This window comes from Planobispora longispora (assembly GCF_016863135.1).
GTDB classification, from domain to species: Bacteria; Actinomycetota; Actinomycetes; order Streptosporangiales; family Streptosporangiaceae; genus Planobispora; species Planobispora longispora.
In genome coordinates this window covers 51,853-78,189 of sequence record NZ_BOOH01000046.1, presented here as the reverse complement: position 1 = coordinate 78,189, position 26,337 = coordinate 51,853, and the positions used below count along the sequence as shown (strand labels likewise).

The window sequence follows — 26,337 nt, the reverse complement described above, 5'->3', positions numbered from 1 at the left end:
ATCCTGCCCGTTCGACTGAGCATCCCGGTGAGTGAGAGATGACACCCAGCGCACCCGGCGCGCCCCGCGGCAACGACCTGTCCGGCGTGAGCGGCGCCGCCTTCCCGTTCCGGATCGAGGACGGCCGGGTCCGGCTCGCCTCGGGCGAGCAGAAGATCCATCAGAACATGACCCTGGTCCTGGGAACCCGGCTCGGCGAGCGGCCGATGCTGCCCGACTTCGGCACCCGCCTGGCCGGGCTCGCCCACGAGCCCAACGACGAGGTCCTGGCCGACATCGCCCGCAGGCACGCGGTCGAGACGCTGCTGCGCTTCGAGCCCCGGATCGCGGTGACGGACAGCACCGTGGAACGCGACGCCGACACCGGGATCATGCGGCTGCGGCTCTCCTACGTCCACACCACCGGCCGGCCCGGCGGCCAGGCCGTGATCCCGCTCGGGTGACGGGGCGCGGGCGGTGGCGAGGCGGGTGACGGGAGTCCGGATGACGAGGACGCGCACGGCAGGAGAGCGGGGAGGGGGACCGCGATGGACCCGGTGATCGACTACACGGACAAGGACTTCCGGTCCCTGCGGCAGGCGATGCTGGACCTGGCGGCCTACCGGCTGCCCGAATGGACCGACCGCTCGCCCACCGACCTCGGGGTCCTCCTCGTCGACCTGTTCGCCTACATGGGCGACATCCTCAGCTACTACCAGGACCGCATCGCGGCCGAGTCGTTCCTGGACACCGCCGTGGAGCGGCGCAGCGTGATCAACCTGCTCCGGCTGGTCGGCTACGAGCTGGCGCCCCCGGCCCCCGCCTCCGCCGAGCTCACGCTCACCTTCACCGCCCCGGAACCCGGCCGGCCCACCGTCGTGACCGTCCCCACCGGCGCGCGGTTCGGCACGGCCGGCGTGCCCGGCGGGGGTGAGCCGCCGGTCTTCGAGTACCTGGACGAGCCGCTCACCGTCGACCTCGCCGCCGGCCTCACCGTCACCGGCCTGCCGGTCCGGCAGGCCCGGTCGATCCGGGAGGAGATCCTCGGCTCGGCCACCGGCGAGGCCGGGCAGCGCTTCCGCCTGGCCGCCCCCGCCCCGATCCCGGACACCGTCTCCGTCACCGTGGACGAGGGCACCGGCCCCGTCGGCTGGGAGCGGCGCGAGAACCTGCTCTACCACCGCGGCCCGGACGGCCGGATCACCCTGTCCGGCCCGGAGTCCACCGACTACTGCCTCCAGTACGACGAGGAGGACCGCGCCGAGATCATCTTCGGTGACCGGGTGTACGGCAGGCCCCCGCGGGCCGGTACGGACAACGTCCGGGCGAGCTACGCGGTCACGCTCGGCGCGCGCGGCAACGTCCCCGCCGGGACGATCACCCAGGCGATCACGCCGATCCCCGGCCTGGCCGCGGTGAGCAACCCGGACCCGGCCAGCGGCGGCGCGGACGCCGAGCCGATCGAGCGGGCGGTGCGCTCCGGCCCGCTGGCCTTCCGCTCCGGCGACCGCGCGGTGACGCTCGGCGACTACGTGACGCTCGCCCTGCGGGCCGGGGGCGTGGCCAAGGTGCGGGCGAGATCCAGCGGCTGGAACCGGGTGGACCTCGTGATCGCCCCGGAGGGGGAGGAGTGCGTCCCCCCGAGCGTCCAGCTCAAGAAGGACCTGATGGGCTACTTCGACGACCGCAGGATGGTGGGCACCTCGGTCCGGATCGTCGACCCGGTCCGTGTGCCGGTCGACATCGCGGTGGAGGTGATGCCCGAGCACAACCGCCTCCCGCAGACCGTGCGGCAGGAGGCCGAGCGCGCCGTGCGCGGCCTGGTGGCCTTCCGCAACGTCGAGTTCGGGCGGCCGCTGTACCTGTCCAAGGTCTACGAGGCGGTGGAGGCGCTGCCGGGGGTGGCCGCGGCCACCGTCACCCGTTTCCGCCGCGCCGACGCCGCGCCCCCCGCCACGCTGCGCCGCAAGGTGCTCGCCGACGCCGGGCTGGGGGACGTCGGCGACTTCATCGACCGGGTGTACGGCGGGGCGGTGGCGGTCGAGGGCCGGATCGGGATCGGCGAGATCGAGCTGGCCGTGCCCGGGACCATCACGGTGACCCTTCGTCCGGAGACGGCCTGACGGACGTGCCGGCGCGACAGATCTTCTGAGGACATGCCATGACCGTCGAGAACTTCACCGCCCGCGCGGACCTGGTCGGGCGCCGGGTCGTGCTGAGCTGGGAGGCGCGCCCCGGCGCGGCCGGCGACGCGGCCGTGCGGGTGCGCCGCAAGGAGCGGGACTTCGAGCCCGAGGGCCGCTGGAGCCTGGTCTACGACAGTACGGCCTTCCCGCCCCCGGGCGCCGCGGTGACGGAGACCGAGCCGCCCGGCGGCGGGACGGTCGAGTCGTGCGAGCGGGACGGCGTCGAGGTCCTGCGGCGCGTGCGGCGGCGGCACGGCGACGGCTGGCGGGTGGAGATCCTCGACGTGGCCGGGTCGGCCGCCGGGCTGCGCCCGGGGACCGCGTACTACTACGAGCTGGTCGCCGTGCCGCCCGGGGACGGGCCGGACGGAGGGCCACCGGGCGGGCCGGACGGGGAACCGGATGGGCAGCCACCGGGTGGCCCGGACGGGCGGCCGCAGGCCGGGCCGGTGCTGCGGGCCGTGGCCACCCCCACCGGGCTGCACCGCTCCGGCGCGCTGCTGTACGACGCGCTGCCCGAGATCTACCGGCGGCACGACGTGGTGCGCGGGCCGGAGCAGATCGGCGCCATCCCCGAGTCCACCCCCGGCAACGGCCAGCTCCGCCGCTTCCTCGACGTCTTCGGCGCCGCCCTGGACCACCTGCGCAGCCGCGCCGACCAGCTGCGCGGGCTGCAGGACGTGGACACCGCCGACCACCGGCTGCTCCCGCACCTGGCGGCCCTGATCGCCTGGGAGCCGTCGGCGGACCGGGGCGTCGCCGTACGGCGGCACGAGGTGAAGCACGCCGCGGTCCTCTACCGGATCACCGGCACCACCGCGGGGTGCGTGCTGTGGGTGCGGCGGCTGACCGGCTGGGACGCGCGGATCAAGGAGTTCTGGCGGAACGTGCTCGTCACCAACGACCCCGGCGATCCCGGTGATCCCGGCGGCGGGTTCCACGGCTCGCGCACGCTGGACACCTCGGACCCGCGGGTGATGGCCGGGATCGGCCGGTTCGAGGACACGGCCTCCTACACCTACGACACCGGGACCGGCCCGGACAGCCGGTACGCCCACAACGCGGTCGGGATCTTCGTCGTCCCGGGGGAGACCACCGAGGAGGTCCTGCGGCTGCGCGGCCGGCTGCTCTCCGGGGCCTCCCGGTTCCTGCCGATGAACCTGCGGCCGGTCGTGGTGATCGAGACGGAGGCCGAGCGGCGCGCGGCCGTGGACGCGCTGGGCGTGAGCGGCGCGACGGACGAGGTGGTCCAGTGAGTTTCTCCAACAACGGGGTCGACACCTTCGACCCGGGCAAGGGCTACATCGGCATCCGGCTGCAGCAGGGCGTGCCGCTGCTCGACCGGGACTGGAACGAGCTGGAGGACATCCGCCGCCACTTCGAGCGGGAGCTGCGCCGCCGGCACATCGGCGAGGGCGTGCCCGGCTTCAACGGCTTCCGGATCTCCCCGGCCGACGCCGACGACGACGTGGTCATCGAGCCCGGCGGCCTGACCGCCGACGGGTACGACCTGGTCAACCCGGAGGCCGTGTTCCTGTCCGAGCAGGGCGACCGGACCCCGCTGCCCGCCGGCGACGTCGCGCTCTACCTGGAGGCGTGGGTGGAGCGGATCACCTCCGCCGAGGACCCGGCGCTGGGCAACCCGCAGGACGTCAACATGGAGACCTGCGTGCGGGACCGGCTGCGCTGGGCGGTCAGGTGCGCGGTCCGCCCGGAGGTCCCCCCGCCCGGCTCCTACCTGCTGGCCGAGATCGAGCGCCCGCCGGAGGCCCGCCGGGTCACCGCGGAGATGATCCGGGACCGCCGGCGGACCCGGCTCAACCTGGCCGAGGCGGTGGACCGGCTGGCCGGGGCGGAGGCCCGGCTGGGCGCACTGGAGGAGACCGCGCGCCGGATCCAGTCCGACCTCGACACCGTCAAGCAGGACCTGTCCCGGCTGCTGTGGGATGTGAACATCGGCTACGAGAACCTGATGCTCTACTTCGGCTGGGAGCAGGACTTCGTCGTCACCGTCACCGACCGGTTCGGCGCCCCGGTGCCCAACGCCGAGCTGCTGTGCACCGCCGACTGGGGGGCGCTGTCCCCGGCGGTGTCCGTGACCGACGCCGCCGGACGGGCCAGGCTGAGCTTCACCGGGGTGGCCGCGCCCGCCGTGCCGCCCCCCGCCGACCTCGGCAAGCTCCACCGGATCGGCCAGAAGGTGGCCGCGCACGCGCTCCAGGAGCAGGCTCCGGGCCTGGCCGCGGTCGAGTACGCGAACGTGCGGTTCGACCCCGACGAGCTGGAGATCATCTCCCGCTACAGCCCGCCCGGCGTCTTCGACGACATCTCGGCCGCGCTGCCCCTGGCCCCGATCGTGGCGGTGCCCGACACCCGCGTGGCGACGGTCACCGTGACCGCCCGGCCGGCCGGGAGCACGACCGTGCGCGGCACCGGCTGCTTCCAGTTCCAGGTCGGCTTCTGGGTGGTCGACTGGGCCCGCAGCAAGATCATCGAAGCGGTGGCGGCCGTCCAGGTCGGCAGCCGGATCGGCGACCTGCTCCGGCAGGGCATCACCGAGGACCGCTTCGACAGCGGGAAGGTCACCGAACGCCTGCCCTTCACGCTGCAGGGGATCGGCGACGACGTCCAGCTCGCCCTGAAGCGGTCGCTGTTCACCGACCCCGACGTCGGGGACGACCAGCTGCACCGCGGCGGCAAGCTGGGGCAGGTCATCGCCCAGGAGGCCACCGCCGCGATCGGCGCCAGGGCCAACCGGGCGGTGGTCACGCTGCTCCAGCAGTTCGCCGACTCGCCCGAGGTCCCCGTCGAGGAGGCCGACGCCAGAGCGGCCAGGACCGAGATCGTGCAGCGGGCCTCGCAGATCACGGCCGGGTTCGCGCAGAGCCAGCGGCAGCTGTTCACCGCCACCCGGCTCGGCGGGTGAGCGATGACACTGGTCCTGCGGGGGCTCGACCTGATCGGAGCCCTCCTGTGCGCCCGGCGCGGCGCGGGCCCGGCCGGGCTGACCCACCTGGCCGTCGGGACCGGCGACCCCTCCTGGGACGCGGCCCCGCCCCCGCCGGACCGGGCCCGCACCGCGCTGACCCGCGAGGTGGCGCGGGCCCGCCTCACCGGCCTGCGCTACCGGGCCGGGGTGATCACCGCTCGCGCCGTGCTGCCCGACCTCGGCGAGGAGCTGCGGGAGATCGGCCTGTTCGGCGGCGACGCCTCGCCGCGGCCGGGCTCCGGCTACCTGGTCAGCCACATCGCCCACCCGCCCGCGCAGGCCCCCCTGGAGCGGGAGGTACGGCTGGCGCTCCCGCCCGGCCTCGCGCCCGGTGTGCGGGACCTGATCGGCGGGTTGCTCACGGGGGCGGCCGGGCTCACCGGGATCAGCCACGTGGCCCTCGGCACGGACGGGGACCCCGGCGACCCGGGCGCGCCGCCGCCGGGCCTGCTCGCCGAGGCGTACCGGGCGCCGGTGGACCGGCGCCGCCTCCGCTACGATCCGGCCGCCCACGCGGTGCTCCTCAGCGCCCGCTTCGGGATCGGCGAGGGACCTCCCGTCGTCCGCGAGGCCGGCGTCTTCGCCGGTGACGTGATGGTGGTCCGCGACACCGGCCCGGAGGTGGACCGCACCCGGCCGCGGGCGCTGGAGCACGCCTTCACCATCGCGCTGGTCGCCCGGCTCGACGTGCCCGTGCCCGAACTGATCGGCCTGGGACCGCAGGAGGCCCGGCACGCCCTGTCCGAGGCGGGCCTGGCGCCGGGCACGACGACGGAGCGGGAGGTCCGGGGACGTGACGCCGCGACGGTCGTGGCGCAGTCGCCCGCGGCGGGCGGGACGGTCCACGAGGGCACGCCGGTCGACGTGGTCGTCGAGATCCCGGCGCGCGTCGCCGTGCCCCCGCTGATCGGGGAGCCGGTCGGACGGGCGGCGGAGCTGCTGGAGACGATCGGGCTGGCGGTGGGAGAGCTCGCCGACGCGCAGAGCGAGGCGCCCGCCGGGACCGTGCTCGCGGTGACGCCCCCGGCGGGGACCCGCCTCGCGCCGGGCGCCGCCGTCGCGCTCACGGTCGCCGTGCCCGTCCAGGTGACCGTCCCGGACGTGCGCGGCCGCACACCCGCCGCCGCGGAACTGCTGCTGCGCGGCGCCCGGCTGTCGGCGGCGGACCCGCCGTACGCGCAGGAGGAGAGTCCCGCCACCACCGGCACGGTCATCCGCCAGGAACCGGCCGCCGGCGCCTCGGCCCCGGCCGGCGCCTCGGTCGCGCTGACGCTGGCCGCGCCGCTGGCCATCGCCGTGCCCGCCCTGACCGGCCGGCCCCTGGACCAGGCCCTGACCCTGCTGGAGGAGACCTCCGCCGCGCGCCTGAAGGAGCTCGGCCTGCTCCCCGTGCCGCCCGCGCTCTCCCTGGGCAGGCGCGTCGTGGAGACCAGCGACCGGCCCGAGGGGGAGGTGGTGCGGCAGGAGCCCGCGGCGGGGACGCGGGTGCCGCTGCACGGCACGGTCGACCTGGCCGTCTCGGGCAGCCCGGACCGGATCGTGCCGGACCTGGCCGGTCTCGGCGTCGGCGCCGCGAGAGCGGTTCTGGCGGCGGCCGGGTTCACGCTCGGCCGGGAGACGGGCCGGGCCTCCGACGCCGAGAGCGGGACCGTCCTCGGCCAGGACCCGCCGCCCGGCTCGGCCTGGCCGCCGGGCGCGCCGGTCGCGGTGACCGTCGCGACCGGCCGGACCGTGCCCGTGCCCGACCTGGTCGGCCTCATCGTGGAGGCGGCCAGGGAGGCGGTCGCGGCGCGCGGGCTCACCCTCACGGAGACCACCCGGGCCGTGCCCGGCAGGCCGGGAAGCGTGCACAGCCAGTCGCCCGCGCCCGGCGTGCCGGCGGCCTCCGGGTCAGCGGTGGGCGTCGTGGTGTGCGAGGGGGTGCCGGCGCTGGTCGGCCTGACCCTGGCCGAGGCGCGCGCCGCGGTGGAGGGCCTGGGACTGGAGCTGGAGGAGACCTCGGAGGAGGCCGACGGGCAGCCGGGCCGGATCCTGCGGCAGCAGCCCGCGCCCGAGCAGCCGGTGCCGCAGGACCGAACGATCCAGGTCGTGGTGTCCGCGCTGCGGACCGTGGAGGTCCCCGACGTCCTCGGCCTGCTGTTCGACGAGGCGGTGGTGGTGCTCGACGAGGCCGGGCTGGTCGCGGCGGTCCTCAATTCGGAGTTCAGCGATGAGCCGGAGGACACCGTCCTGACCCAGGCGCCCGGCGCCGAGGCGCGAGTGCCCGTCTTCTCCATGGTGGCGCTGACGCTCGCGATGAGGCCCCCGGTCACGGTGCCCCGCCTGACGGGGCTCCACGTGGCGCAGGCCAAACGGGCGCTGGAGGAGGCCGGCCTGCGGATCAAGGTGGCCGGCTCCCGGCCCGTGCTGGGAGTCCGGGAGGAGAGCGTGGTCGAGCAGGATCCCGCCGAGGGGGCAGAGGCGCATCCCGGCACCGTCGTGCGGGTCGTGCTGGCCACCAGGGTGGAGACGGTCGTCGTGCCGGAGCTGCGCGGCCTCACCGTCTCCCAGGCGGGCGCCAGGCTCGAGGCGGTGCACCTGTCGGTGGGGATCGTCGCGGACGTGCCGAGCGGGCAGCCGCCGGGCACGGTCGTCGACCAGAACCCGAGGGCGGGCGAGGCCGTGCCGCCGGACACCGCCGTCGCGCTGAGCACGGCGGTACGGCGCGGCGTCGAAGTCCCGTCCACGGTGGGGATGGTCTTCGAGGCCGCCCGCGATCTGCTCTCCGCCCGCGGATTCCTGGTGGAGTACGACTACGAGGTGAGCTTCGACCTGACGGGGATCGTCATCCGGCAGCGCCCCGAAGGCGGCACGGCGAACCCGGGGTCGACGGTCTTCATCGCCGTCTCCCTGGGCTGGGACCTGGATCCCCGCAAGCCTCCGATCATCAGGCCGCCGGTCAAACCGCCGATCAAGTTCCCCGTCGACTTCCCGCCCCGCCCGCCGGGCCCGCCCCGGCCTTTCCCGTGAGGCCGGGCCCCGCCGGGAGCGGGAGATCAGCGAGGCCGGGCGGCCGGCGTCAGAACGACTCCGCCGCCTGGTCGCGGGCCTCGCCGTCGGCGGGGGAGGCCGGGCCGAGCTCGCCGGGGAGGCGGACGTCCTCGACGCCGACGTTGACCTCGATCACCCGCATGCCCAGCATGCGGCTGACCGTGCGGGCCACGTTGGTCTTCACCTCGTTGGCCACGTCCATCACCACGTGCCCGTACTCGGTCACGATCGTCACGTCCACGGCGACGGTGCGGTCCTGGACGTGGGCGCTGACGCCCCGGGGGCCGCGCCTGCCGCCGGGGCCGTGCTCGCGGATCGGCTCGGCCAGGCGGTCGATCTCCTCGCCCAGGCCGGCGACCCCGGTCACCTCCAGCGTGGCGAGCGCGGCGACCTTCTCCACCACCTCGTCGGCGACCTTGATCCGCCCCTTGACCACGGCGGAAGAGGACGCGGGGCCCGTGGGGAGCGGCTCGGGGGCCGGAGTGACGGACACGCCGAGGGAGAACGGCCGGGAGACCGATGCGGAGCCCGTCAGGGCGGGGGCCTCCCGTTCCACGGCGGTCTCCTCACCGGCCTTCTCGAGGGATTCCTCGACGGAGACGTCGGTCATGGCAAGCTCCTCGGCAGTCGTCTGTCACGCTCGCTGAATTCTGTCGGAAGTATGCCGCATTTGTCCGCTGCTTCGGAGGAGCCGGCGATCCGACCGGGAGTCGCCGGAACGCACGGATCCACCTCGCAATATGCTGACCGCCATGAGCGACGAGCCGCAGGTGCAGGACGGGACGGGAACTCCGGACGCGTTCGAGAGGCTCTGGACCCCGCACCGGATGGCCTACATCAAGGGGGAGAACAAGCCGACCGGCTCGGGACCCGGAGACGGCTGCCCGTTCTGCGACATCCCGAAGCTGAGCGACGAGGACGGGCTGGTCGTCGCCCGGGGCGAGCGGGTCTACGCCGTCCTCAACCTCTACCCCTACAACTCGGGCCACCTGCTCATCTGCCCCTACCGGCACGTCCCGGACTACACCGACCTGGACACCGCCGAGACGGCGGAGCTGGCCGCCTTCACCCAGCGCGGGCTGGCCGCCCTGCGCAAGGCCAGCGGGGCGCACGGCTTCAACGTGGGCATGAACCTCGGCACCGTGGCGGGCGCCGGCATCGCCGCCCACCTGCACCAGCACGTGGTGCCCCGGTGGGGCGGCGACACCAACTTCATGCCGGTGGTCGGCCAGACCCGGGTGCTGCCTCAGCTGCTCCGCGACACCAGGTCGTTGCTCGCCGGCTGCTGGCCGTCCGGGGTGTAGGAGGCCGACGGGTCGCGCAGGACCGCCGCTCCCACCGACAACGTCAGCGGCACGGCCAGCGCCAGGGCCATGGACAGCACGGCCGCCCCCGAGTCGTTGACCAGCATCCCGACCACGCCGCTGACCAGGGTGCCGATCAGCCCGGCCCGCAGCGCGGGGGAGTGCCCGAACGCGGCCGGCAGCACCCCGGCGCTGGCCGCCTCGGGCCGCAGCAGCGCGTAGACGAGGAACGCGACCGCCGCGATCACGATCGGCATCAGGGTGGGGTTGAGCAGCGTGCCCAGCATCGCCGAGAGCTTGCGGCCGATCACCTCCACCGCCTCGCCGCTGAAGATCTGGCCGACGAACCGGCCCAGGTGGGTCTGGGAGCCGGGCGGGCGCAGATAGTCGAGATAGGCGATCGCCATCACGGTGACGCCGCCCGCCGCCACGAGCGCGCCCAGCTTGACCACCGAGACCTTGCGCTCCGCCAGCAGCATCGCGGTCACCGCGATGCCCGGCACGAAGGCGATCACCCCGCCGAAGTCGCTGCCCACCCCCGGCCAGCCGCCGAGGATCATCGCCGAGCCGCCGAGCACCGCCACGACGGCGACCGCCGCGGTTCTGCGGCCCCGTCTCGTCAGCCGGTGCGCGATCACCGAGGCCAGCAGCAGGACCGAGGTGGCGAACAGGGCGAACGGGATGTTGCCCAGGCCGTAGTAGCGCGCGCCCACCACCGCGGTGTACCCCATCACGCTGTTGAGCTGCAGGGGCGTTCCGGCCAGCAGGTCCCCGGCGAGCACCGCCGCGGTGACCGCCGTCACGATCGCCAGCGGCCCGAGCGGCCCGCCGGTCCCGGAGGGGACCCGGCGCAGGCGCGACCAGGCCCACGGCAGCGCCAGGGCGGCCGCCGCCAGCAGCAGCGCGCACCCGGCGATCCCGCCGCCCAGGGCGAGCACGGGCGTGCCGGCGTGCCGCCAGCCGGTGAAGTTGACCAGGTAGGTCGAGACCGGAAGGGCCGCGAGGACGGTCGCGGCCACGCGCACCGGGCGCAGCCCGCGACGCCGCCGCAGCAGCAGGAACGCGGCGAGGTAGAAGACGACCTGGAGCACGGCGAGGGTGATGAAGAAGGCGCTCCCGATCTCCCTGATCGTCTGCCCCGCGACGTCGGCGCGCTCCAGCCCGGTCCGGGCCCGCTCCACCCCGCCGGTACGGCTCTCGCCCGCCCGCCAGGGCGTCCCGACCATCGAGGGCGGCTCCGGGGCTCCGATCACGGACAGCACGGTGGCCGTGATGTCCGGCAGGATCGTGACGTCCTCGCGGTGGGTGGAGGCCGCGCCGAGGAACCGGCCCCGGTCGCCGGGGCCCGAGCGCATCATGGCCACCCGGAGGTGCGGCTGCGATCCGTGGTCGGACAGGCCCGCCAGCAGCACGGTCGTGCCCTCGGGCAGCATGGCGAGCACCGCCCCGGCCTTGGAGTCGGCCAGCTGCAGCGCGGCCCGCCGCCGCTGGGCGGGGAGCGCGTCCTCGACCCGGGGGAGCCGGTCGTCGGCCGCCAGGTAGGGCAGGATGAGGTCGTCCACGTCGATGGCGAGCACCCGGCACCGGGTCAGGGCGTCCGCCCGGATCTGCACGGGGGAGGCGGCGTAGCGGTCGACCTTCCCGGCCCGGTCGGCCAGGGCCAGCGCCGCGCCCGGGCCGATCGCGAGCGTGCACTCGCCGGCGGCGTGCACGGCCTCGCCGAGCACGCCGGCGTTCCGCTGCCCGGCGACCCGGTGCAGGTAGTCGTAGTCGGGGATGACCGCGCCGCCGCCCGGCTCGGGCTCGGGGACCGGCGGCAGGCCGCAGCCGTACCCGGCGGCGGACCTGATCCCGGCCGAGACCGTCAGCCACCCGTCGTAGGGGCAGGTCACCCGGCCGACGGTGCGGACCGACAACGAGCCGAGGGCGCTCTGCCCGGCCAGTCCCCAGAGGTTGGGCGTGGTCTCGGGGCTCAGATCGCTCCAGAGCAGGCCGGGGATCCCGATCAGCGCCACCCGCTCCTCCTCCGCGGAGGAGACGGAGCCCCCCGGCGCGCCGGGGGCCGCCGAGGCCTGAGCGGCCCCCGGCCACGCGGCGATCAGGAACAGCGCAAACGCGGCCAGCGTCCGCTTCACCGAATGTCCTCCCCGACCCTGGGTCCGAATGCTGGCACCGTAGGGGAAGACGAGGCCCCGGGTCCAGCGAACGGCGCATCCCGGGGCGGCGCGGCGGGACGGCCCCGCGCCCGCGGGCCTCCCCGGGAGGGCGCGGGGGCGTGCCTAGGGGAGCGCGGCCCGGGTGGCGGAGCTCTCGTTGTGCAGGCGGTCCAGGGCGGAGACGAGGTAGGTCCCCGCCCCCCGCATGGCGAAGCTCTGGCGGGCGCCGCCGGTCGCCGGGACGATCGCGATCAGGTTGCGGGCGTCGGCGACCGCGCACGCGTCCGCGGCTCCGGAGGTGACCCGGTAGACCGCGTAGGAGGAGGCCCCGGGGGACGCCTTCCAGGAGAGCGCCGCGCCCTCGACCCTGAGGTCGCGCGGCCGGTCCGGGGCCCTGCCGCCGAGGTCCTTCATCAAGGGGCGCAGCGCCGGGCGGGCGTAGTGGCCGGAGACGATCCGGTCCATCACGCGGAGCGGGTTGGAGGACACCTGCTTGGCGCTGAAGTAGACGTCGCCGCGGATCTCGGGGTGCTTGCGGTTGAGGGTGAGATGGGAGGGCAGCTCGCCGGGCTTGCGCCAGGCGGCGCTGTCGGCGGCCCCGACGCGGTAGAGGGCCTGGCCGATGTACAGGTGGACGCCGGTGCCCCTGACCTCCTTGGCCCACCACGGCGCCAGCACGTCGTAGTCGGCGATCTGGAAGCCGCGCGGCCAGTAGAGCTGCGGCATGACGTAGTCGACCGTGCCGGAGCGGATCCAGTGGCGGGCGTCGGCGTAGATGGCGTCGTAGGCGGACATGCCCCGGGTCGCCGACCCGCTCGGGTCGTTGGAGGCGTTGCGCCAGATGCCGAACGGGCTGATGCCGAACTTCACGTGCTTCCTGGCCGCGTGCACGACCCGGTCGACCTGGGCGACGAGCTTGTTGACGTTGGCGCGGCGCCAGTCGGCCAGCTTCATGCCGCCGCCGTACCGGGCGAAGGCGGCGCCGTCGCGGAACTGCCCGCCGCTGCCCGGGTAGGGGTAGAAGTAGTCGTCGAAGTGCACTCCGTCGACGTCGTAGCGCTGCACCACGTCCTTGATCACCTTGGTGACGTGGTCGCGGACCTCGGGAAGGCCCGGGTTGTAGTAGAGCCGGTCGCCGTACTTGACGACCCAGTCCGGGTGGACCCGGGCCGGGTGGGAGGCCGGCAGCCTGCTCCGGTCGGTGTCGTAGGCCGCGCGGTAGGGGTTGAACCAGGCGTGGAACTCCATGCCGCGCTTGCGGGCCTCGGCGATCAGGAAGGGCAGCGGGTCCCAGCCGGGGTCCTTGCCCGCCGTGCCGGTCAGGAACTTCGACCACGGCTCCAGCGACGACCGGTAGAGCGCGTCGGAGGCCGGGCGGACCTGGACGAAGACGGCGTTGACGCGGCGGCGGGCGGCGTCGTCGAGGAGCTTGACGTAGTCGGCCTGCTGGGCGGCGGGGGACTGGCCGGTCCGGGTCGGCCAGTCGATGTTGTTCACCGTGGCGATCCAGATCCCGCGGAGCTGCCGCTTGGGGAACCGCGCGTCGACCCGGCACGACGAGGCGGCCGCGACCGCCTCGGCCGCGACCGTCTCGGGCGCGGCCCCGGCGGTGGCGGGGGCGGCGGTCCCGGCGTCGGGTCCGAAGACGTAGGCGACGCTGACGGTGAGGGCGGCGAGGGCAGCGGCTGCTAGCAGGGGGCGTCCGGTTCGCATGGACCTCAGTGTGGCATCGGGGTCGTGATGCTTCGGCCGAAAGAACGAAATCGTTTTGTGATGTCTATGTGGCTTATGTGACGAATGCGACCCGTGGGAGGCGCGGGCCGCCGCCCGCGCCTCCCCCCGGGAGTCAGGCGGTGACCTTGTCCACCAGGTGCGGAGGGAGCGGTTCGTAGCGCAGGAAGGTGCGCTGGAACGTCCCCGTGCCCTGGGACATCGACCGCAGGTCGATGGCGTACCGGGTGATCTCCAGCTCGGGCACCTCGGCGCGGACCAGGGTGCGGCCGACGCCGACCGGCTCGGTGCCCAGGACCCGGCCCCGGCGCGAGGACAGATCGGACATCACCGCGCCGACGTAGTCGTCGGGGATCAGCACCGCCACCTCGTCGACCGGCTCCAGCAGCAGCGTCGGGACCTTGGCCGCGGCCTCCTTCAGCGCGAGCGCCCCGGCGATCTGGAAGGCCATGTCGGAGGAGTCGACCGAGTGGGCCTTGCCGTCGTAGAGCGTCACGCGGACGTCGACCACCGGGTATCCGGCGACCACGCCGCGCCCCATCTGGGTCCGTACGCCCTTCTCCACCGACGGGATGAACTGGCGCGGCACCACACCGCCGACGATCTTGTCCACGAACTCGAAACCCCCGCCCGAGGGCAGGGGCTCGACTTCCAGATGGCAGATGGCGTACTGGCCGTGACCGCCCGTCTGCTTGACGTTGCGGCCCATGGCCTGGCATTTGCCGCCGAAGGTCTCCCGGAGCGGCACCCGCAGATCGACCTTCTCCACCTCGACGCCGTGCCGTTTGCTCAGCCGGTCCAGCAGCACGTCGGCGTGGGCCTCGCCCATGCACCACAGCACCAGCTGCTTGGTCTCGGGGTTGTTCTCCAGGCGGAGCGTGGGATCCTCGGCGACGAGCCGGCCCAGCGCCTGGCCGAGCTTGTCGTCGTCGGCCTTGGACCGGGCCTGGACCGCGATCGGCAGGAGCGGGTCCGGCATCGTCCAGGCGGTCATCAGCAGCGGCCGGTCCTTGTCGGAGAGCGTGTCGCCGGTCTCCGCGCGGGACAGCTTGGCCACGGCGACGACGTCGCCGGCCACGCACTTGGCCGCGGGGCGCTGGAGCTTGCCGAGCGGGGAGGACAGCGCGCCGATGCGCTCGTCCACGTCGTGGTCCTCGTGCCCCCGGTCGGCCAGTCCGTGCCCGGAGACGTGCACGGTCATGTCCGGGCGCAGCGTCCCGGAGAACACCCGCACGAGGCTGATCCGGCCCACGTAGGGGTCGCTGGTGGTCTTGACGACCTCGGCCACGAGCGGGCCGTCGGGGTCGCAGGAGACGCCGGACACGGGCTTGCCGTCGATGGTGGTGATCTCCGGCATCGGGTGCTCGAGGGGGGAGGGGAAGCCCTGGGTGATGACCTCCAGGATCTCCGCCGCGCCCACGCCGCCCCCGGAGGCCAGCACCGGGTAGAAGCCGCCGCGCGCGACCGCCTTCTCCAGGTCGTCGATGAGGACCTTGGTGTCGATCTCCTCGCCGGCGAGGTAGCGGTCCATCAGGGACTCGTCCTCGCTCTCCTGGATGATCCCCTCGATCAGGGTGTCGCGGTACTCGTCGATCCTGGCCTCGTGGTCGGGCCCGGGGGCGTGCTCGCCGCGGGTGCCGGTGGCGTAGTTGTAGAACTTCCGGGACAGCAGCCCGATCAGGCCGTTCACCTTGCCGTTGGTGACCACCGGCAGGTAGAGCGGGGCCACGCCCTCACCGAAGACGTCCTGGCAGGTGGTGAGCACCTCGTCGAAGTCGGCCCGCTGGTGGTCGATCTTGGTGATCACGACGGCGCGGGGCATGCCGACCGCCGCGCACTCCTCCCACAACATCCTGGTCAGGCCGTCCACGCCCTCGGCCGCCGAGACGACGAACAGCGCGGCGTCGGCCGCGCGCAGGCCCGCGCGCAGGTCGCCGACGAAGTCGGCGTAGCCGGGGGTGTCCAGCAGGTTGATCTTGATGTCGTTGTGGACGATCGGCGCCACGGTGAGGTTCACCGAGCGCTGCTGCCTGATCTCGACCTCGTCGAAGTCGCTGACCGTGGTGCCGTCCTCGATCCTGCCGGAGCGCTGGATCGTCTTGGTCGCCGCCAGCAGTGTCTCGACCAGGGTCGTCTTACCAGCCCCGGAGTGGCCGACCAGCACTACGTTGCGCACCATGTCCGGCCGGTCGGCCATGAGTGCCCTGCCCGCGGCTCCCGCTGTGCCGGTTGCTCTCTCCGCCATGTCGCCCTCCCGGGTCGTCGCCGAAACGGGCCGGAAAGGAGCGGTCGTGCGCGGCCGCGCCTCTGGGCCCGCTGCCGCGTCCGGACACCGCAAGGACGCGGTGTGTTCACCAAATACCCATGTGGCGAATATCACAAGGGGGCGCGCGCGATCCGCTTGCGAGGCGCTGCGGCGCGCACCCGCAAGCCGGGTGGCCTACGATCAGAGCGCGATGCTGAAACTTCTGCGCCCCGCCGTCACCCGGATCCTGACCCCCCTGGGCAGAGTGCTGGTCAGCCGGGGGATCGGTCCCAACGCGGTCACGGCGGCCGGCACGCTCGGCACCGCCGCCGCGGCTCTGTTCTTCTATCCCCGGGGTCAGCTGTTCGCGGGCACGATGGTGATCACTTTCTTCGTGCTGGCGGATCTCCTCGACGGGGTCATGGCCAGGATGACCGGAGAGGGAAGCACCTGGGGGGCCTTCCTCGACTCGACGCTCGACCGGGTGGGCGACGCCGCGATCTTCTCGGGCCTCGTGCTCTGGTTTATCGTGAGTGAGGAGCGGGTTCTGGCCGGGGTCGCGCTGTTCTGTCTCGTCTCGGGGGCGCTGGTGTCCTACGTCAAGGCCAGGGCCGAGGGGCTGGGGCTGACCTGTGACGTCGGCCTCGCCGAGCGGCCCGAACGGTTGGTGGTGGGCCTGGTCGCGACCGGCCTGTCCGGCCTCGGCGTCCCGTACATCCTGCCCGCCGGGCTCTGGCTGCTCGCCGCCGCCAGCGCGGTCACGGTCGGCCAGCGTCTGCTGCACGTCCACCGTCAGACCTCCTCCGTCCCGCCCCGGACCCTCCGCCGACCGGGAGAGCCATGACCGAGCCTGTCGAGATCGTCGGCAGACACAGCACCTTGGGCGGGCGAGCGACGGAGGAGGACTCATGACCGAGCCTGTCGAGGTCATCAATGGACACAGCACCTTGGTCAGGCGGCCGACGGAGGAGGACGCATGACCGACAAGCCATCTCTGCAGGACCGCCTCGTCGCGGCCGGGTTCGGCCTCGGCTGGGCGGCCGTGCCCCACCTCCCCGAGCGCCTCACCGCCCGGGCCTTCGACGCCGCCGCCGACCGGTTGTGGAAACGGCGGGGCAAGTCGGTGCTCCGGCTGGAGGCCAACCTCGCCAGGGTCAAGGGCGCCTCGCCCGGCGACCCGGCGATCCGGGAGCTGAGCCGCGCGGGCATGCGCTCCTACTTCCGTTACTTCCACGAGGTCTTCCGGCTGCCCTCCATCCCCCGGGAGGAGGTCGTCGCCCGCACCCGCCTCACCGGTGCGGAGCGGATCATGGAGAACCTGGCCAACGGGCGGGGCGTGGTGCTCGCCCTGCCGCACATGGGCAACTGGGACGCGGCGGGCGCCTGGCTCATCGGCGCCTCGGGGATGCCGTTCACGACCGTCGCCGAACGGCTCCGGCCCGAGTCGCTGTTTCGCCGCTACACCGCCTTCCGCGAGGGGCTGGGCATGGAGGTGCTGCCGCTGACCGGCGGCGAGGGCAACACCTTCGGCACGCTGGCCCAGCGGCTGCGGGCGGGCCGGGCGGTCTGCCTGCCCGCCGAGCGCGACCTGACCGCCAAGGGGATCGAGGTCCAGTTCTTCGGCGCCGCCACCCGCATGCCGGCGGGACCGGGGCTGCTGGCGGTGCACACCGGGGCCGCGCTGCTGCCGGCGTTGCCGTACTTCAGGGGCCGTGACTGGGGCCTGGACATCGCCGAGGAGATCGAGGTGCCCGCCGAGGGCACCCGCCAGGAGAAGACGGCCACCGTCATGCAGAGCCTGGCCGTCGCCTTCGAGAAGGGCATCACCGAGCACCCCGAGGACTGGCACATGCTCCAGCGCCTCTGGCTGGAGGACCTGGAGCCGCGGCCGGTGAAGGAGCGATGAGGGTCGGCATCGTCTGCCCGTACACCTGGGACGTGCCGGGCGGCGTGCAGGCGCACATCCGCGACCTGGCCGAGGCCCTCATCGAGGACGGCCACCAGGTCGAGGTGATCGCGCCGGCCGCCGAGGACGCGCCGCTGCCCTCCTACGTGACGCCGGCGGGACGCGCGGTGCCCGTCCCCTACAACGGGTCGGTCGCGCGGCTGGCGTTCGGGTTCCTGTCGGCCAACCGGGTGCGCCGGTGGATCCGCGAGGGCCGGTTCGACGTGCTGCACGTGCACGAGCCGTTCGTGCCGAGCCTGGGGGTCCTGGCCTGCTGGGCGGCGAGGGGGCCGATCGTGGCGACCTTCCACGCGTCCTACCAGCGCTCGCGGGCGCTGTCGGTCTCGGCGCCGGTCCTGCAGAGCGTGGTGGAGAAGATCACCGGCCGGATCGCGGTGTCGGACGCCGCGCGCAAGACCCTCGTCGAGCACATGGGCGGGGACGCCGTGCTGATCCCGAACGGGGTGACGGTGAGCCGTTACGCCGAGGCCGAGCCGCTGCCCGGATGGGACGACGGAGAGGTGATCGGCTTCCTGGGCCGGATGGACGAGCCGCGCAAGGGCCTGCCGGTGCTGCTGGAGGCGTTCTCGCTGCTGGCGCCGGTCCGGCCGAGACTGCGGCTGCTCATCGCCGGTCCGGGCGACGCCGAGGAGGTGCTGGAGAAGGTCCCCGCGGAGTTCCGCGACCGGGTGGGCCTGCTCGGCATGGTCAGCGAGGAGGACAAGGCCCGCGCCTACCACTCGGTCGACGTCTTCTGCGCGCCCAACCTGGGCGGGGAGAGTTTCGGCATCGTGCTCACCGAGGCGATGTCCGCCGGGGCGGCGATCCTGGCCAGCGACATCCCCGCCTTCCGCAAGGTCCTCGACGACGGCCAGGCCGGAGCGCTGTTCGAGACGGGGGACGCCCGCTCGCTCGCCTCCGTCGCGGCGGGACTGCTGGACGACCCCGCCCGCCGGGCCAAGCTCTCGGACGAGGCCCGTACCGCCGTGTGGAAGTACGACTGGTCCACCGTGGCCCGGGACGTCGTGCGCGTCTACGAGACCGTGGCGAGCGTGGGCGGGGTCGAGGAGGACGACCGGCCATGAGCACCACGCTGATCTTGGTGGTGGGGGCGATCGTGGTGCTCACCGCCGTCTACGTCTCCTGGCGGGCGGGCCGGCTGGACCGGATGCACATCCGCCTGGAGGTCGCCCGGGAGTCCCTGGACGCGGCCCTGGTACGGCGGGCCGCCGTCTGCCTGGAGCTGGCCGCCTCCCGGATCCTGGACCCGGCGACGAGCCTGGTGCTGGCCGCGGGCGCCCACGAGGCCAGGACGGCGGGTCCGGAGGAGCGCGAGCACGCCGAGAGCGACCTGTCGCGCACCCTGCGGGCGGTGCTCGACCAGGATCGTTTCCGGGAGAAGCTGGCCGAGACGGCGGCGGGCCCGGAACTGCTGGAGGAGCTCGACGCGGCGGTGACCAAGGTGGTCTACGCCCGCCGTTTCTACAACAACGCGGTCGGCGTCACCCGGTCGGCGCAGCGCCGCTGGCTGGCCCGTACGCTGCGGCTGGCCGGGCGCACCCCGTACCCGGACTTCTTCGAGATCGACGACGATCCGCCGCACGCGCTGGCCGCGGAGTGACGCGGGGACGGCGCGGGTGGTCGCGGGTGACGGCGGGGTGGGAGCGGCGGCGTGACGGGAATGCGGGACCGCCGTACGGGCGTCCGATATACGAGCGCCCGGTGTGCACAAAGCCGATTATCTGACATGTCCGCCACAGGTAAGCTCTTGGGGATTTAAGGCCCGATTTGAGGAGATGAGCTGTGCGGGTGCCTCGGATGATCGCCGTCACACTGGCCGGAGTGTCGGTCCTGGTACCGGCCGCCGCCTGCTCCTCCGACGATCCCGCTCCGGGCAAGGCGCCGCAGGCCGCCACGGGGACGTCGGCCACCCCGACGCCCACCCCCGAGCCGACGCACCCCTTCACCGGGCTGCCCGGCGCGGACCGCAGGCCGGTGCTCGCGGTGAAGATCGAGAACACCTCCGCGGGCAAGCCCCAGCTCGGCCTCAAGAGCGCGGACATCGTCTACGTCACGCAGGTCGAGGCCGGCCTGACCCGGCTGATCGCCGTCTTCTCCTCGAAGATCCCCGCCAAGATCGGCCCGGTACGCAGCGCCCGCATCTCCGACCTGCGCATCCTCCCGCAGTTCGGCAAGCCCGCCTTCGCCTACTCCGGCGCGCAGACCAAGATGCTCCCGCACATCGCCGCCGCCCCGCTGTTCGACGTCTCCGACAGCCGCGCCGCCGGGGCCTACTTCCGCCAGCCCGGCCGCTACGCCCCCTACAACCTGTTCGCCGACACCAAGCGGCTGCTGGCCGGGGCCCCCAAGGCGAGCAAGGCCAAGGACATCGGCTTCACCTTCGGGGAGGCCCCCGCCGAGGGCGGGACGCCCAGGAAGCTCTTCAACGTGAAGTACCCGGCGGCCCGCTTCACCTTCGGCTGGTCGGAGAAGGCCGGCAAGTGGCTGATCTGGCAGGACGGGAAGAAGGACATGGCCGCCGAGGGCGGCCAGCTCGCCGCCCCCACGATCGTCGTGCAGTACGCCAAGACCGTCCGCTCGGAGTTCCACGACAAGAACCAGAGCTACACGCCGCTGGTGCGCACCGTCGGCAAGGGGCGGGCGGTCGTGCTCCGCGACGGCATGGCGTTCAAGGCCAGGTGGTCGCGGGCGAGCGAGGAGGAGGGGACCGTCTTCACCACCGAGGCGGGGGAGCCGATGAACTTCGCCCCGGGCCAGGTCTGGGTCGTGCTGGCCGCGCCCAAGCCGGTCGTTCCCTGAGGCGGGCGCCGTACACACTGTCCAACAGCGGCGGGTCTTCGCGACAAGGTGGAGTGTAAGGGGAGGTCCGCATCACCGCCTACGATGAAGGTGTGACGGCCCCTTCCGGGCCCGTGATCCGCAGCAACCAGCCGTCGTGAGGTAGAGACCGTGTCCAGCAGCACGCCCGAAGTCACCGAGACCGCAGTCACCGGAACCGCCCGGGTGAAGCGCGGTATGGCCGAGATGCTCAAGGGCGGCGTCATCATGGACGTCGTCACCCCGGACCAGGCGAAGATCGCCGAGGACGCGGGCGCCGTCGCGGTCATGGCCCTGGAGCGCGTCCCCGCCGACATCCGCGCGCAGGGCGGCGTCTCCCGGATGAGCGACCCGGACATGATCGACGGCATCATCAACGCCGTCTCCATCCCGGTCATGGCCAAGGCCCGCATCGGCCACTTCGTCGAGGCGCAGGTCCTGCAGTCGCTCGGCGTCGACTACATCGACGAGTCCGAGGTCCTGACCCCGGCCGACTACGCCAACCACATCGACAAGTGGCAGTTCACCGTGCCCTTCGTCTGCGGCGCCACCAACCTGGGCGAGGCGCTGCGCCGCATCACCGAGGGCGCGGCCATGATCCGCTCCAAGGGCGAGGCGGGCACCGGCGACGTCTCCAACGCCGTGACCCACATGCGCACCATCCGCGGCGAGCTCCGGCGGCTCTCCTCCCTGCCCGAGGACGAGCTGTACGTCGCGGCCAAGGAGCTGCAGGCGCCGTACGAGCTGGTGGTCGAGGTCGCCAAGACCGGAAAGCTGCCCGTCGTGCTGTTCACCGCGGGCGGCATCGCCACCCCGGCCGACGCCGCGATGATGATGCAGCTCGGCGCCGAGGGCGTCTTCGTCGGCTCCGGCATCTTCAAGTCCGGCAACCCCGCCCAGCGCGCCGCCGCGATCGTCAAGGCCACCACCTTCTACGACGACCCGGACGTCCTGGCGAAGGTCTCCCGCGGCCTGGGCGAGGCCATGGTCGGCATCAACGTCGACGAGATCCCCGTCCCGCACCGTCTGGCCGAGCGCGGCTGGTGACACGCGGGCAACCGTAGGAAAGGCGGCATCCGCGAAGGATGCCGCCTTTTTCATGTTCAGCGGAGTTCACCCCCCTGTCATGATCCTCCGCGAGGCTACGGATGCCCGCGCCTGATCATCCCGGGAGGCCCCGTGTCGCAGTTCAGCCGCCGAACGTTCCTCGTCACCGGTATCGCGGCAGGCGCCGTGGCCGGTGTCCCCTCCGCACACGCCGCCTCCCGGCAGGCGGGCTCCCGGCCCTCCCGGGAGCTGACGTCCGACCCCTTCACTCTCGGGGTGGCCTCGGGCGACCCGGACTCCGACGGCTTCGTGATCTGGACCCGGCTGGCGCCCCAGCCGCTGGCCGAGGACGGCCTGGGCGGCATGCCCGCGCGACCCTTCCGCGTCCACTGGCAGGTCTACGCCGACGACAGGGGCCGGGCGGTCCTGCGGCACGGGGTGGCCACGGCGGCGCCCGAGTGGGGCCACAGCGTCCACGTGGAGGTGGACGGGCTCTTCTCCGACCGCGACTACTGGTACCGCTTCCGGGTCGGCGCGCACGTCTCGCCCATGGGCCGGGCCAGGACCGCCCCGCACCCGCTGTCGTACGGCTCCGGCCTGACGATGGCCTTCGCCTCCTGCGCGCAGTACGAGCACGGCCACTTCACCGCCTACCGGCGCATGGCCGAGGAGAACCCGGATCTGGTGATCCATCTGGGCGACTACCAGTACGAGTACCAGCGCGACACCTACACGATCCCCGGCGGCAACATCCGTCACCACGAGGGCCCGGAGACGGAGACCCTCGCGAACTACCGCCAGCGGCACGCCCAGTACAAGACCGACCCGGACCTGCAGGCCGCCCACGCCGCCGCGCCCTGGCTGGTCGTCTGGGACGACCACGAGCTGGACAACAACTGGGCCGACGAGGTGCCGGAGAAGCCCGAGATCCCGCAGCCGGGCTTCCTCTCCCGCCGCGAGGCCGCCTTCCGCGCCTACTACGAGAACATGCCGCTGCGCCGGAGGTCGGTCCCGAAGGGGATCGACATGCAGCTCTACCGGCGGATCCGGTGGGGGCGGCTGGCCGCCTTCCACATGCTCGACACCCGGCAGTACCGCAGCGACCAGGGCTGCGGCGACGGCTACCGCGACTGCCCGGAGGCGGTGGACCCGGCCCGCTCGATCACCGGGGCGGAGCAGGAGCGCTGGCTGATCGAGGGCTTCCACCGCTCGCGGGCGCAGTGGGACATCATCGGCCAGCAGGTCTTCTTCGCCCAGCGCGACAACAACGCCGGACCGGCCAAGATCACCAGTCAGGACGCCTGGGACGGCTACGTCGCCTCACGGCAGCGCATCACCCGGGGCTGGGTGGACGCGGAGGTGCGCAATCCGGTGGTGCTCACCGGGGACGTGCACGCCCACTGGGCCGGCGACCTCAAGCTCGACTACGACGACCCGACGACCCGCACGGTCGGCTCGGAGCTGGTCACCTCCTCGATCAGCACGGGCGGCGACGGCCGGGACTCCGATCCGAAGACCCACCCGTTCCTGACCATCAACCCGCACCTGAAGTTCTACAACAACCAGCGCGGTTACGTGATCACGAAGGTCGAGCGCGAGCTGCTCACCGCGGACTTCAAGGTGCTGCCCCAGGTCACCCAGCCGGGCGCGGCGGCGCACACCAAGGCGACGTTCGTGATCGAGGACCGGGTGCCGGGCGTGCAGCAGACATACCTGCGCCCGCTCGACCCCCAGGCCAGGACGATGCCGCCGGCGGACCAGGTCCAGGAGACGGTGGACCTGGAGACCAGGCGCCCCTGAGACGCGGGCCCGACAGCGGGGCGGCGGCCGTACGGCCGCCGCCCCGTTCGCGGTCTGCCGGCGGGGACGTCCGATGCGATCGGGGCCCCGCCGTCCAAGGTGTCCGGCACATCGGGCGGCAGGGGCTACGCTCATAGGCGAACCCGACAAGCCAGACGAAAGGATGACCGTGCTCACGATCGGTGTGCTCGCCCTTCAGGGGGACGTGCGCGAGCATGCACGCGCGCTGGAGACGGCCGGTGCGAAGGCGGTGGCCGTACGGCGGCCCGCGGAGCTCGAGGCCGTCGACGGGCTGGTCATCCCGGGCGGGGAGTCCACCACGATGTGGAAGCTCGCCGACATCTTCGAGATGCTCGAACCGCTCCGGATGCGGATCAAGGAGGGCATGCCCGCCTACGGATCCTGCGCCGGCATGATCATGCTGGCCGACCGGATCGAGGGCGGCATCGAGGGCCAGGAGACCATCGGCGGCATCGACATGACGGTCCGCCGCAACGCCTTCGGACGGCAGGTCGACTCCTTCGAGGCCGATCTCGACTTCGCCGGGCGCGGCGCGATGCGCGCGGTGTTCATCCGCGCGCCCTGGGTGGAGTCGATCGGTTCCCGGGTCGAGGTGCTGGCGCGGGCCGAACCTGGGGATAGGATCGTCGCGGTCCGTCAGGGACCGCTGCTCGCCACCTCGTTCCATCCGGAGCTCACCGGGGATGTCGGCGTGCATTCATACTTCGTTGAGATGGTTAGGGAGCTTTAGCCGATGTCGGGCCACTCCAAATGGGCGACGACCAAGCACAAGAAGGCCGCGCTCGACTCCAAGCGCGGCAAGCTGTTCGCCAAGCTCATCAAGAACATCGAGGTCGCGGCCCGGACCGGCGGTCCCGACCCGGACGGCAACCCGACGCTGTACGACGCCATCACCAAGGCGCGCAAGAGCTCGGTTCCGATCGACAACATCGAGCGCGCCCGTAAGCGCGGCGGCGGCCTGGAGGCCGGCGGCGCCGACTGGCAGACCATCATGTACGAGGGCTACGCCCCCGGCGGCGTCGCGGTGCTGATCGAGTGCCTCACCGACAACCGCAACCGGGCGGCCTCGGAGGTCCGCGTCGCGCTGACCCGCAACGGCGGTTCCCTGGCCGACCCCGGCTCGGTCTCCTACATGTTCAACCGCAAGGGCGTCGTGATCGTGCCCAAGGGCGACCTGACCGAGGACGACGTGCTGACGGCCGTCCTCGACGCGGGCGCCGAGGAGGTCAACGACCTCGGCGAGGCCTACGAGGTCGTCTCCGAGGCCGGTGACCTCGTCCCGGTCCGCAAGGCGCTGCAGGAGGCCGGGATCGACTACGACTCGGCCGAGTCCAGCTTCCTGCCGACCATGAACATCCAGCTCGACGAGGACGGGGCCCGCAAGGTCTTCCGCCTGATCGACGCGCTGGAGGACAGCGACGACGTGCAGAACGTCTGGTCGAACGCCGACGTCTCGGACGAGGTCCTGGAGAAGCTCGACGCCTGATCCGCGCTGACGTCCGCTGCCCGGCCCGGGAAGGAGAGCCCTTCCGTGAGCCGGGCGGGCGGCGTTCGCTGGACCCGGCGGGCGGCGTTCCCCGCCGCGTGTCAGGGTGCTCGGATGTCAGGGGGCTCGGGTGTCCGGGTGCCGAACGTGATTCGTTTCCGATGACGCGGGTATCTCCGCGTGACCATGGGGAACTCTGACCTGATCTTCGCGGTGGCGGGCGTCGGCGCGCTGCTGGCGGCCGTGCTCCCGCAGGTGCTCAGGAAGCGCCCCTTCTCGCTGCCGCTGGCCTGCCTGGTCGTCGGCGTCCTGCTGTACCTCCTGCCGCTGGACCTGCCCAGGCTCGACCTCGTGGCGCACCGGGCGGCGGTCGAGCACGTCACCGAGATCTGCGTGCTCATCTCGCTGATGGGCGCGGGGCTGGCGATCAACCGGCCCTTCGGGTGGCGCAACTGGGCCTCCACCTGGCGGCTGCTGATCTGGACGATGCCGCTGACCGTGGCGGCGGTCGCCGGCGCGGCCTGGCTCCTGCTGGGCTGGCCGTTCGCCGCGGTGCTGCTGCTCGGCGCGGTGCTGTCCCCGACCGACCCGGTGCTCGCCTCCGACGTGCAGGTCGGCGAGCCCGTCGACTCGGAGAAGGCCGACGACGAGGTGCGCTTCACCCTCACCTCCGAGGCCGGGCTCAACGACGGCCTGGCCTTCCCCCTCGTCTACGCCGCGATCGCGCTGGCCCTGGCCGGGGGTTCCGGATGGATCGCGGAGTGGGCGCTGGTCGACCTGCTCTACAAGTGCGGCATCGGCGTGCTGTGCGGTCTGCTGATGGGCAAGGTGCTGGGCCGCATGTTCTTCCGCGCCCGTACGGCGGACCTGCGGCTGGCCGAGCACCGGGACGGCTTCGTCGCGCTGGCCGCGACGTTCCTGGCGTACGGGCTGACCGAGCTGGCGCAGGGGTACGGCTTCATCGCGGTTTTCGTGACCGCCTGCACGATCCGGGCCGCCGAGCGCACCCACGGCTACAACGGCGTGCTGCACGGCTTCATCGAGCAGATCGAGCGGTTGCTCACCGCCTGGCTCATCCTGCTGCTCGGCGGGTTCGTGGCGGGCGGCGGCCTGGCCGCCCTGACCTGGCGGGGAGCGGCTGTGGCCCTGCTCCTGCTGCTGGTGGTCCGGCCCCTGACCGGGTGGCTCGCCGGGCTCGGCGGCCGGGCCGGGCCCCGCGAGCGCGGGGTGACCGCCTTCTTCGGCATCCGCGGCATCGGCTCGCTGTTCTATCTCGCCTACGCCCTCGGCCAGGCCGATTTCGGAGTGCCGGCACAGGAGCTGTGGGCGGTGGTGGCGTTCACCATCCTGGCCTCGGTGGCCCTGCACGGCGTCACGGCGACGCCGGTGATGGCCCGGCTGGACCGGATGCGCGCCCGCGCGGCCGAGAAGACCAGCGGTGAGCCCGCCGCCCAGCACCTGTGAGACCCGGTCCGGATTCCCCGCGCCGGAACCCGGCCCGGGCTCCCCGAGCGCCGGTTCCACCCGTGCTCTCTCCACGCCGGCTCTTTCTGCGATCCTTCCGCGGGGCCCGTTGCCGC

Annotated in this window: 20 protein-coding genes; 16 read left to right on the top strand and 4 right to left on the bottom strand. The window is 73.2% G+C overall.

The features are described 5' to 3' along the window. Positions 1-38 precede the first annotated feature (38 nt). The 5 genes from Plo01_RS27915 to Plo01_RS27895 all read left to right on the top strand — a co-directional run bounded on the left by Plo01_RS27915 (position 39) and on the right by Plo01_RS27895 (position 8,163). Positions 39-443, top strand: coding sequence for a GPW/gp25 family protein (locus Plo01_RS27915; protein WP_203893676.1), 405 nt, complete (start codon positions 39-41; stop codon positions 441-443). An 84-nt stretch (positions 444-527) separates the two neighbouring features. Continuing rightward, positions 528-2,102 carry a putative baseplate assembly protein gene (locus tag Plo01_RS27910; protein ID WP_203893675.1) on the top strand — a complete coding sequence of 525 codons (1,575 nt, stop codon included), beginning with the start codon at positions 528-530 and terminating at the stop codon, positions 2,100-2,102. A gap of 38 nt (positions 2,103-2,140) precedes the next feature. After that, a complete protein-coding gene (locus Plo01_RS27905; protein ID WP_203893674.1) occupies positions 2,141-3,421 on the top strand; it encodes a phage tail protein in 1,281 nt (426 codons plus the stop codon). Next, positions 3,418-5,091 (top strand): Ig-like domain-containing protein, encoded by a 1,674-nt coding sequence (locus Plo01_RS27900; RefSeq protein ID WP_203893673.1) that lies wholly within the window; start codon positions 3,418-3,420, stop codon positions 5,089-5,091. Before Plo01_RS27905 ends, Plo01_RS27900 begins: the two co-directional genes overlap by 4 nt. Positions 5,092-5,094: 3 nt before the next feature. Then, on the top strand, positions 5,095-8,163 hold the full coding sequence (locus Plo01_RS27895) for a PASTA domain-containing protein (protein WP_203893672.1): 3,069 nt from the start codon (positions 5,095-5,097) through the stop codon (positions 8,161-8,163). 49 nt (positions 8,164-8,212) lie between these two features. Here the strand turns inward: Plo01_RS27895 and Plo01_RS27890 are convergent, their stop codons facing one another. Further along, the gene (locus tag Plo01_RS27890; protein WP_203893671.1) at positions 8,213-8,794 is read right to left on the bottom strand and encodes an Asp23/Gls24 family envelope stress response protein; all 582 of its coding nucleotides are present in this window, start codon (positions 8,792-8,794) and stop codon (positions 8,213-8,215) included. A 142-nt stretch (positions 8,795-8,936) separates the two neighbouring features. On the opposite strand from Plo01_RS27890, the gene Plo01_RS27885 reads away from it, so the two are divergent. Further along, a complete protein-coding gene (locus tag Plo01_RS27885) occupies positions 8,937-9,488 on the top strand; it encodes an HIT family protein (protein ID WP_239317191.1) in 552 nt (183 codons plus the stop codon). Here the strand turns inward: Plo01_RS27885 and Plo01_RS27880 are convergent. From Plo01_RS27880 to Plo01_RS27870, 3 genes are all read right to left on the bottom strand, one after another. Further along, on the bottom strand, positions 9,431-11,623 hold the full coding sequence (locus tag Plo01_RS27880) for an alkaline phosphatase family protein (protein WP_203893669.1): 2,193 nt from the start codon (positions 11,621-11,623) through the stop codon (positions 9,431-9,433). The two genes, Plo01_RS27885 and Plo01_RS27880, sit on opposite strands and share 58 nt — an antisense overlap. A 144-nt stretch (positions 11,624-11,767) precedes the next feature. After that, a complete protein-coding gene (locus tag Plo01_RS27875) occupies positions 11,768-13,357 on the bottom strand; it encodes a glycoside hydrolase family 10-like protein (RefSeq protein WP_203893668.1) in 1,590 nt (529 codons plus the stop codon). A 133-nt stretch (positions 13,358-13,490) separates the two neighbouring features. After that, complete coding sequence (locus Plo01_RS27870; RefSeq protein ID WP_203893667.1) at positions 13,491-15,620, bottom strand: elongation factor G-like protein EF-G2; 2,130 nt, start codon at positions 15,618-15,620, stop codon at positions 13,491-13,493. A 211-nt stretch (positions 15,621-15,831) separates the two neighbouring features. Here Plo01_RS27870 and pgsA point away from each other — a divergent pair, with 211 nt between their 5' ends. The 10 genes from pgsA (at position 15,832) to Plo01_RS27820 (ending at position 26,221) form a co-directional block, all read left to right on the top strand. Then, positions 15,832-16,464 (top strand): phosphatidylinositol phosphate synthase, encoded by a 633-nt coding sequence (gene pgsA / locus Plo01_RS27865; protein WP_203893666.1) that lies wholly within the window; start codon positions 15,832-15,834, stop codon positions 16,462-16,464. Between the two features lie 132 nt (positions 16,465-16,596). Continuing rightward, a complete protein-coding gene (locus tag Plo01_RS27860) occupies positions 16,597-17,526 on the top strand; it encodes a phosphatidylinositol mannoside acyltransferase (RefSeq protein ID WP_203893665.1) in 930 nt (309 codons plus the stop codon). Then, positions 17,523-18,650 (top strand): glycosyltransferase family 4 protein, encoded by a 1,128-nt coding sequence (locus tag Plo01_RS27855; RefSeq protein ID WP_203893664.1) that lies wholly within the window; start codon positions 17,523-17,525, stop codon positions 18,648-18,650. The genes Plo01_RS27860 and Plo01_RS27855 overlap by 4 nt, the downstream gene beginning before the upstream one ends. Then, entirely contained in the window at positions 18,647-19,186 is a 540-nt protein-coding gene (locus Plo01_RS27850; RefSeq protein ID WP_203893663.1) for a LemA family protein, read from the top strand. Before Plo01_RS27855 ends, Plo01_RS27850 begins: the two co-directional genes overlap by 4 nt. Before the next feature lie 182 nt (positions 19,187-19,368). Further along, entirely contained in the window at positions 19,369-20,385 is a 1,017-nt protein-coding gene (locus Plo01_RS27845; RefSeq protein WP_239317188.1) for a DUF3048 domain-containing protein, read from the top strand. Positions 20,386-20,535: 150 nt separating this feature from the next. After that, a complete protein-coding gene (gene pdxS, locus Plo01_RS27840; protein WP_203893662.1) occupies positions 20,536-21,450 on the top strand; it encodes a pyridoxal 5'-phosphate synthase lyase subunit PdxS in 915 nt (304 codons plus the stop codon). A gap of 132 nt (positions 21,451-21,582) precedes the next feature. Further along, on the top strand, positions 21,583-23,250 hold the full coding sequence (locus tag Plo01_RS27835) for an alkaline phosphatase D family protein (protein WP_203893661.1): 1,668 nt from the start codon (positions 21,583-21,585) through the stop codon (positions 23,248-23,250). 163 nt (positions 23,251-23,413) lie between these two features. Beyond that, positions 23,414-24,001 (top strand): pyridoxal 5'-phosphate synthase glutaminase subunit PdxT, encoded by a 588-nt coding sequence (gene pdxT, locus Plo01_RS27830; RefSeq protein ID WP_275415428.1) that lies wholly within the window; start codon positions 23,414-23,416, stop codon positions 23,999-24,001. 3 nt (positions 24,002-24,004) lie between these two features. Beyond that, positions 24,005-24,757, top strand: coding sequence for a YebC/PmpR family DNA-binding transcriptional regulator (locus tag Plo01_RS27825; protein WP_203893659.1), 753 nt, complete (start codon positions 24,005-24,007; stop codon positions 24,755-24,757). A 186-nt stretch (positions 24,758-24,943) separates the two neighbouring features. Beyond that, positions 24,944-26,221, top strand: a complete 1,278-nt coding sequence (locus Plo01_RS27820) for a cation:proton antiporter (RefSeq protein WP_203893658.1) — start codon at positions 24,944-24,946, stop codon at positions 26,219-26,221. Positions 26,222-26,337 lie beyond the last annotated feature (116 nt).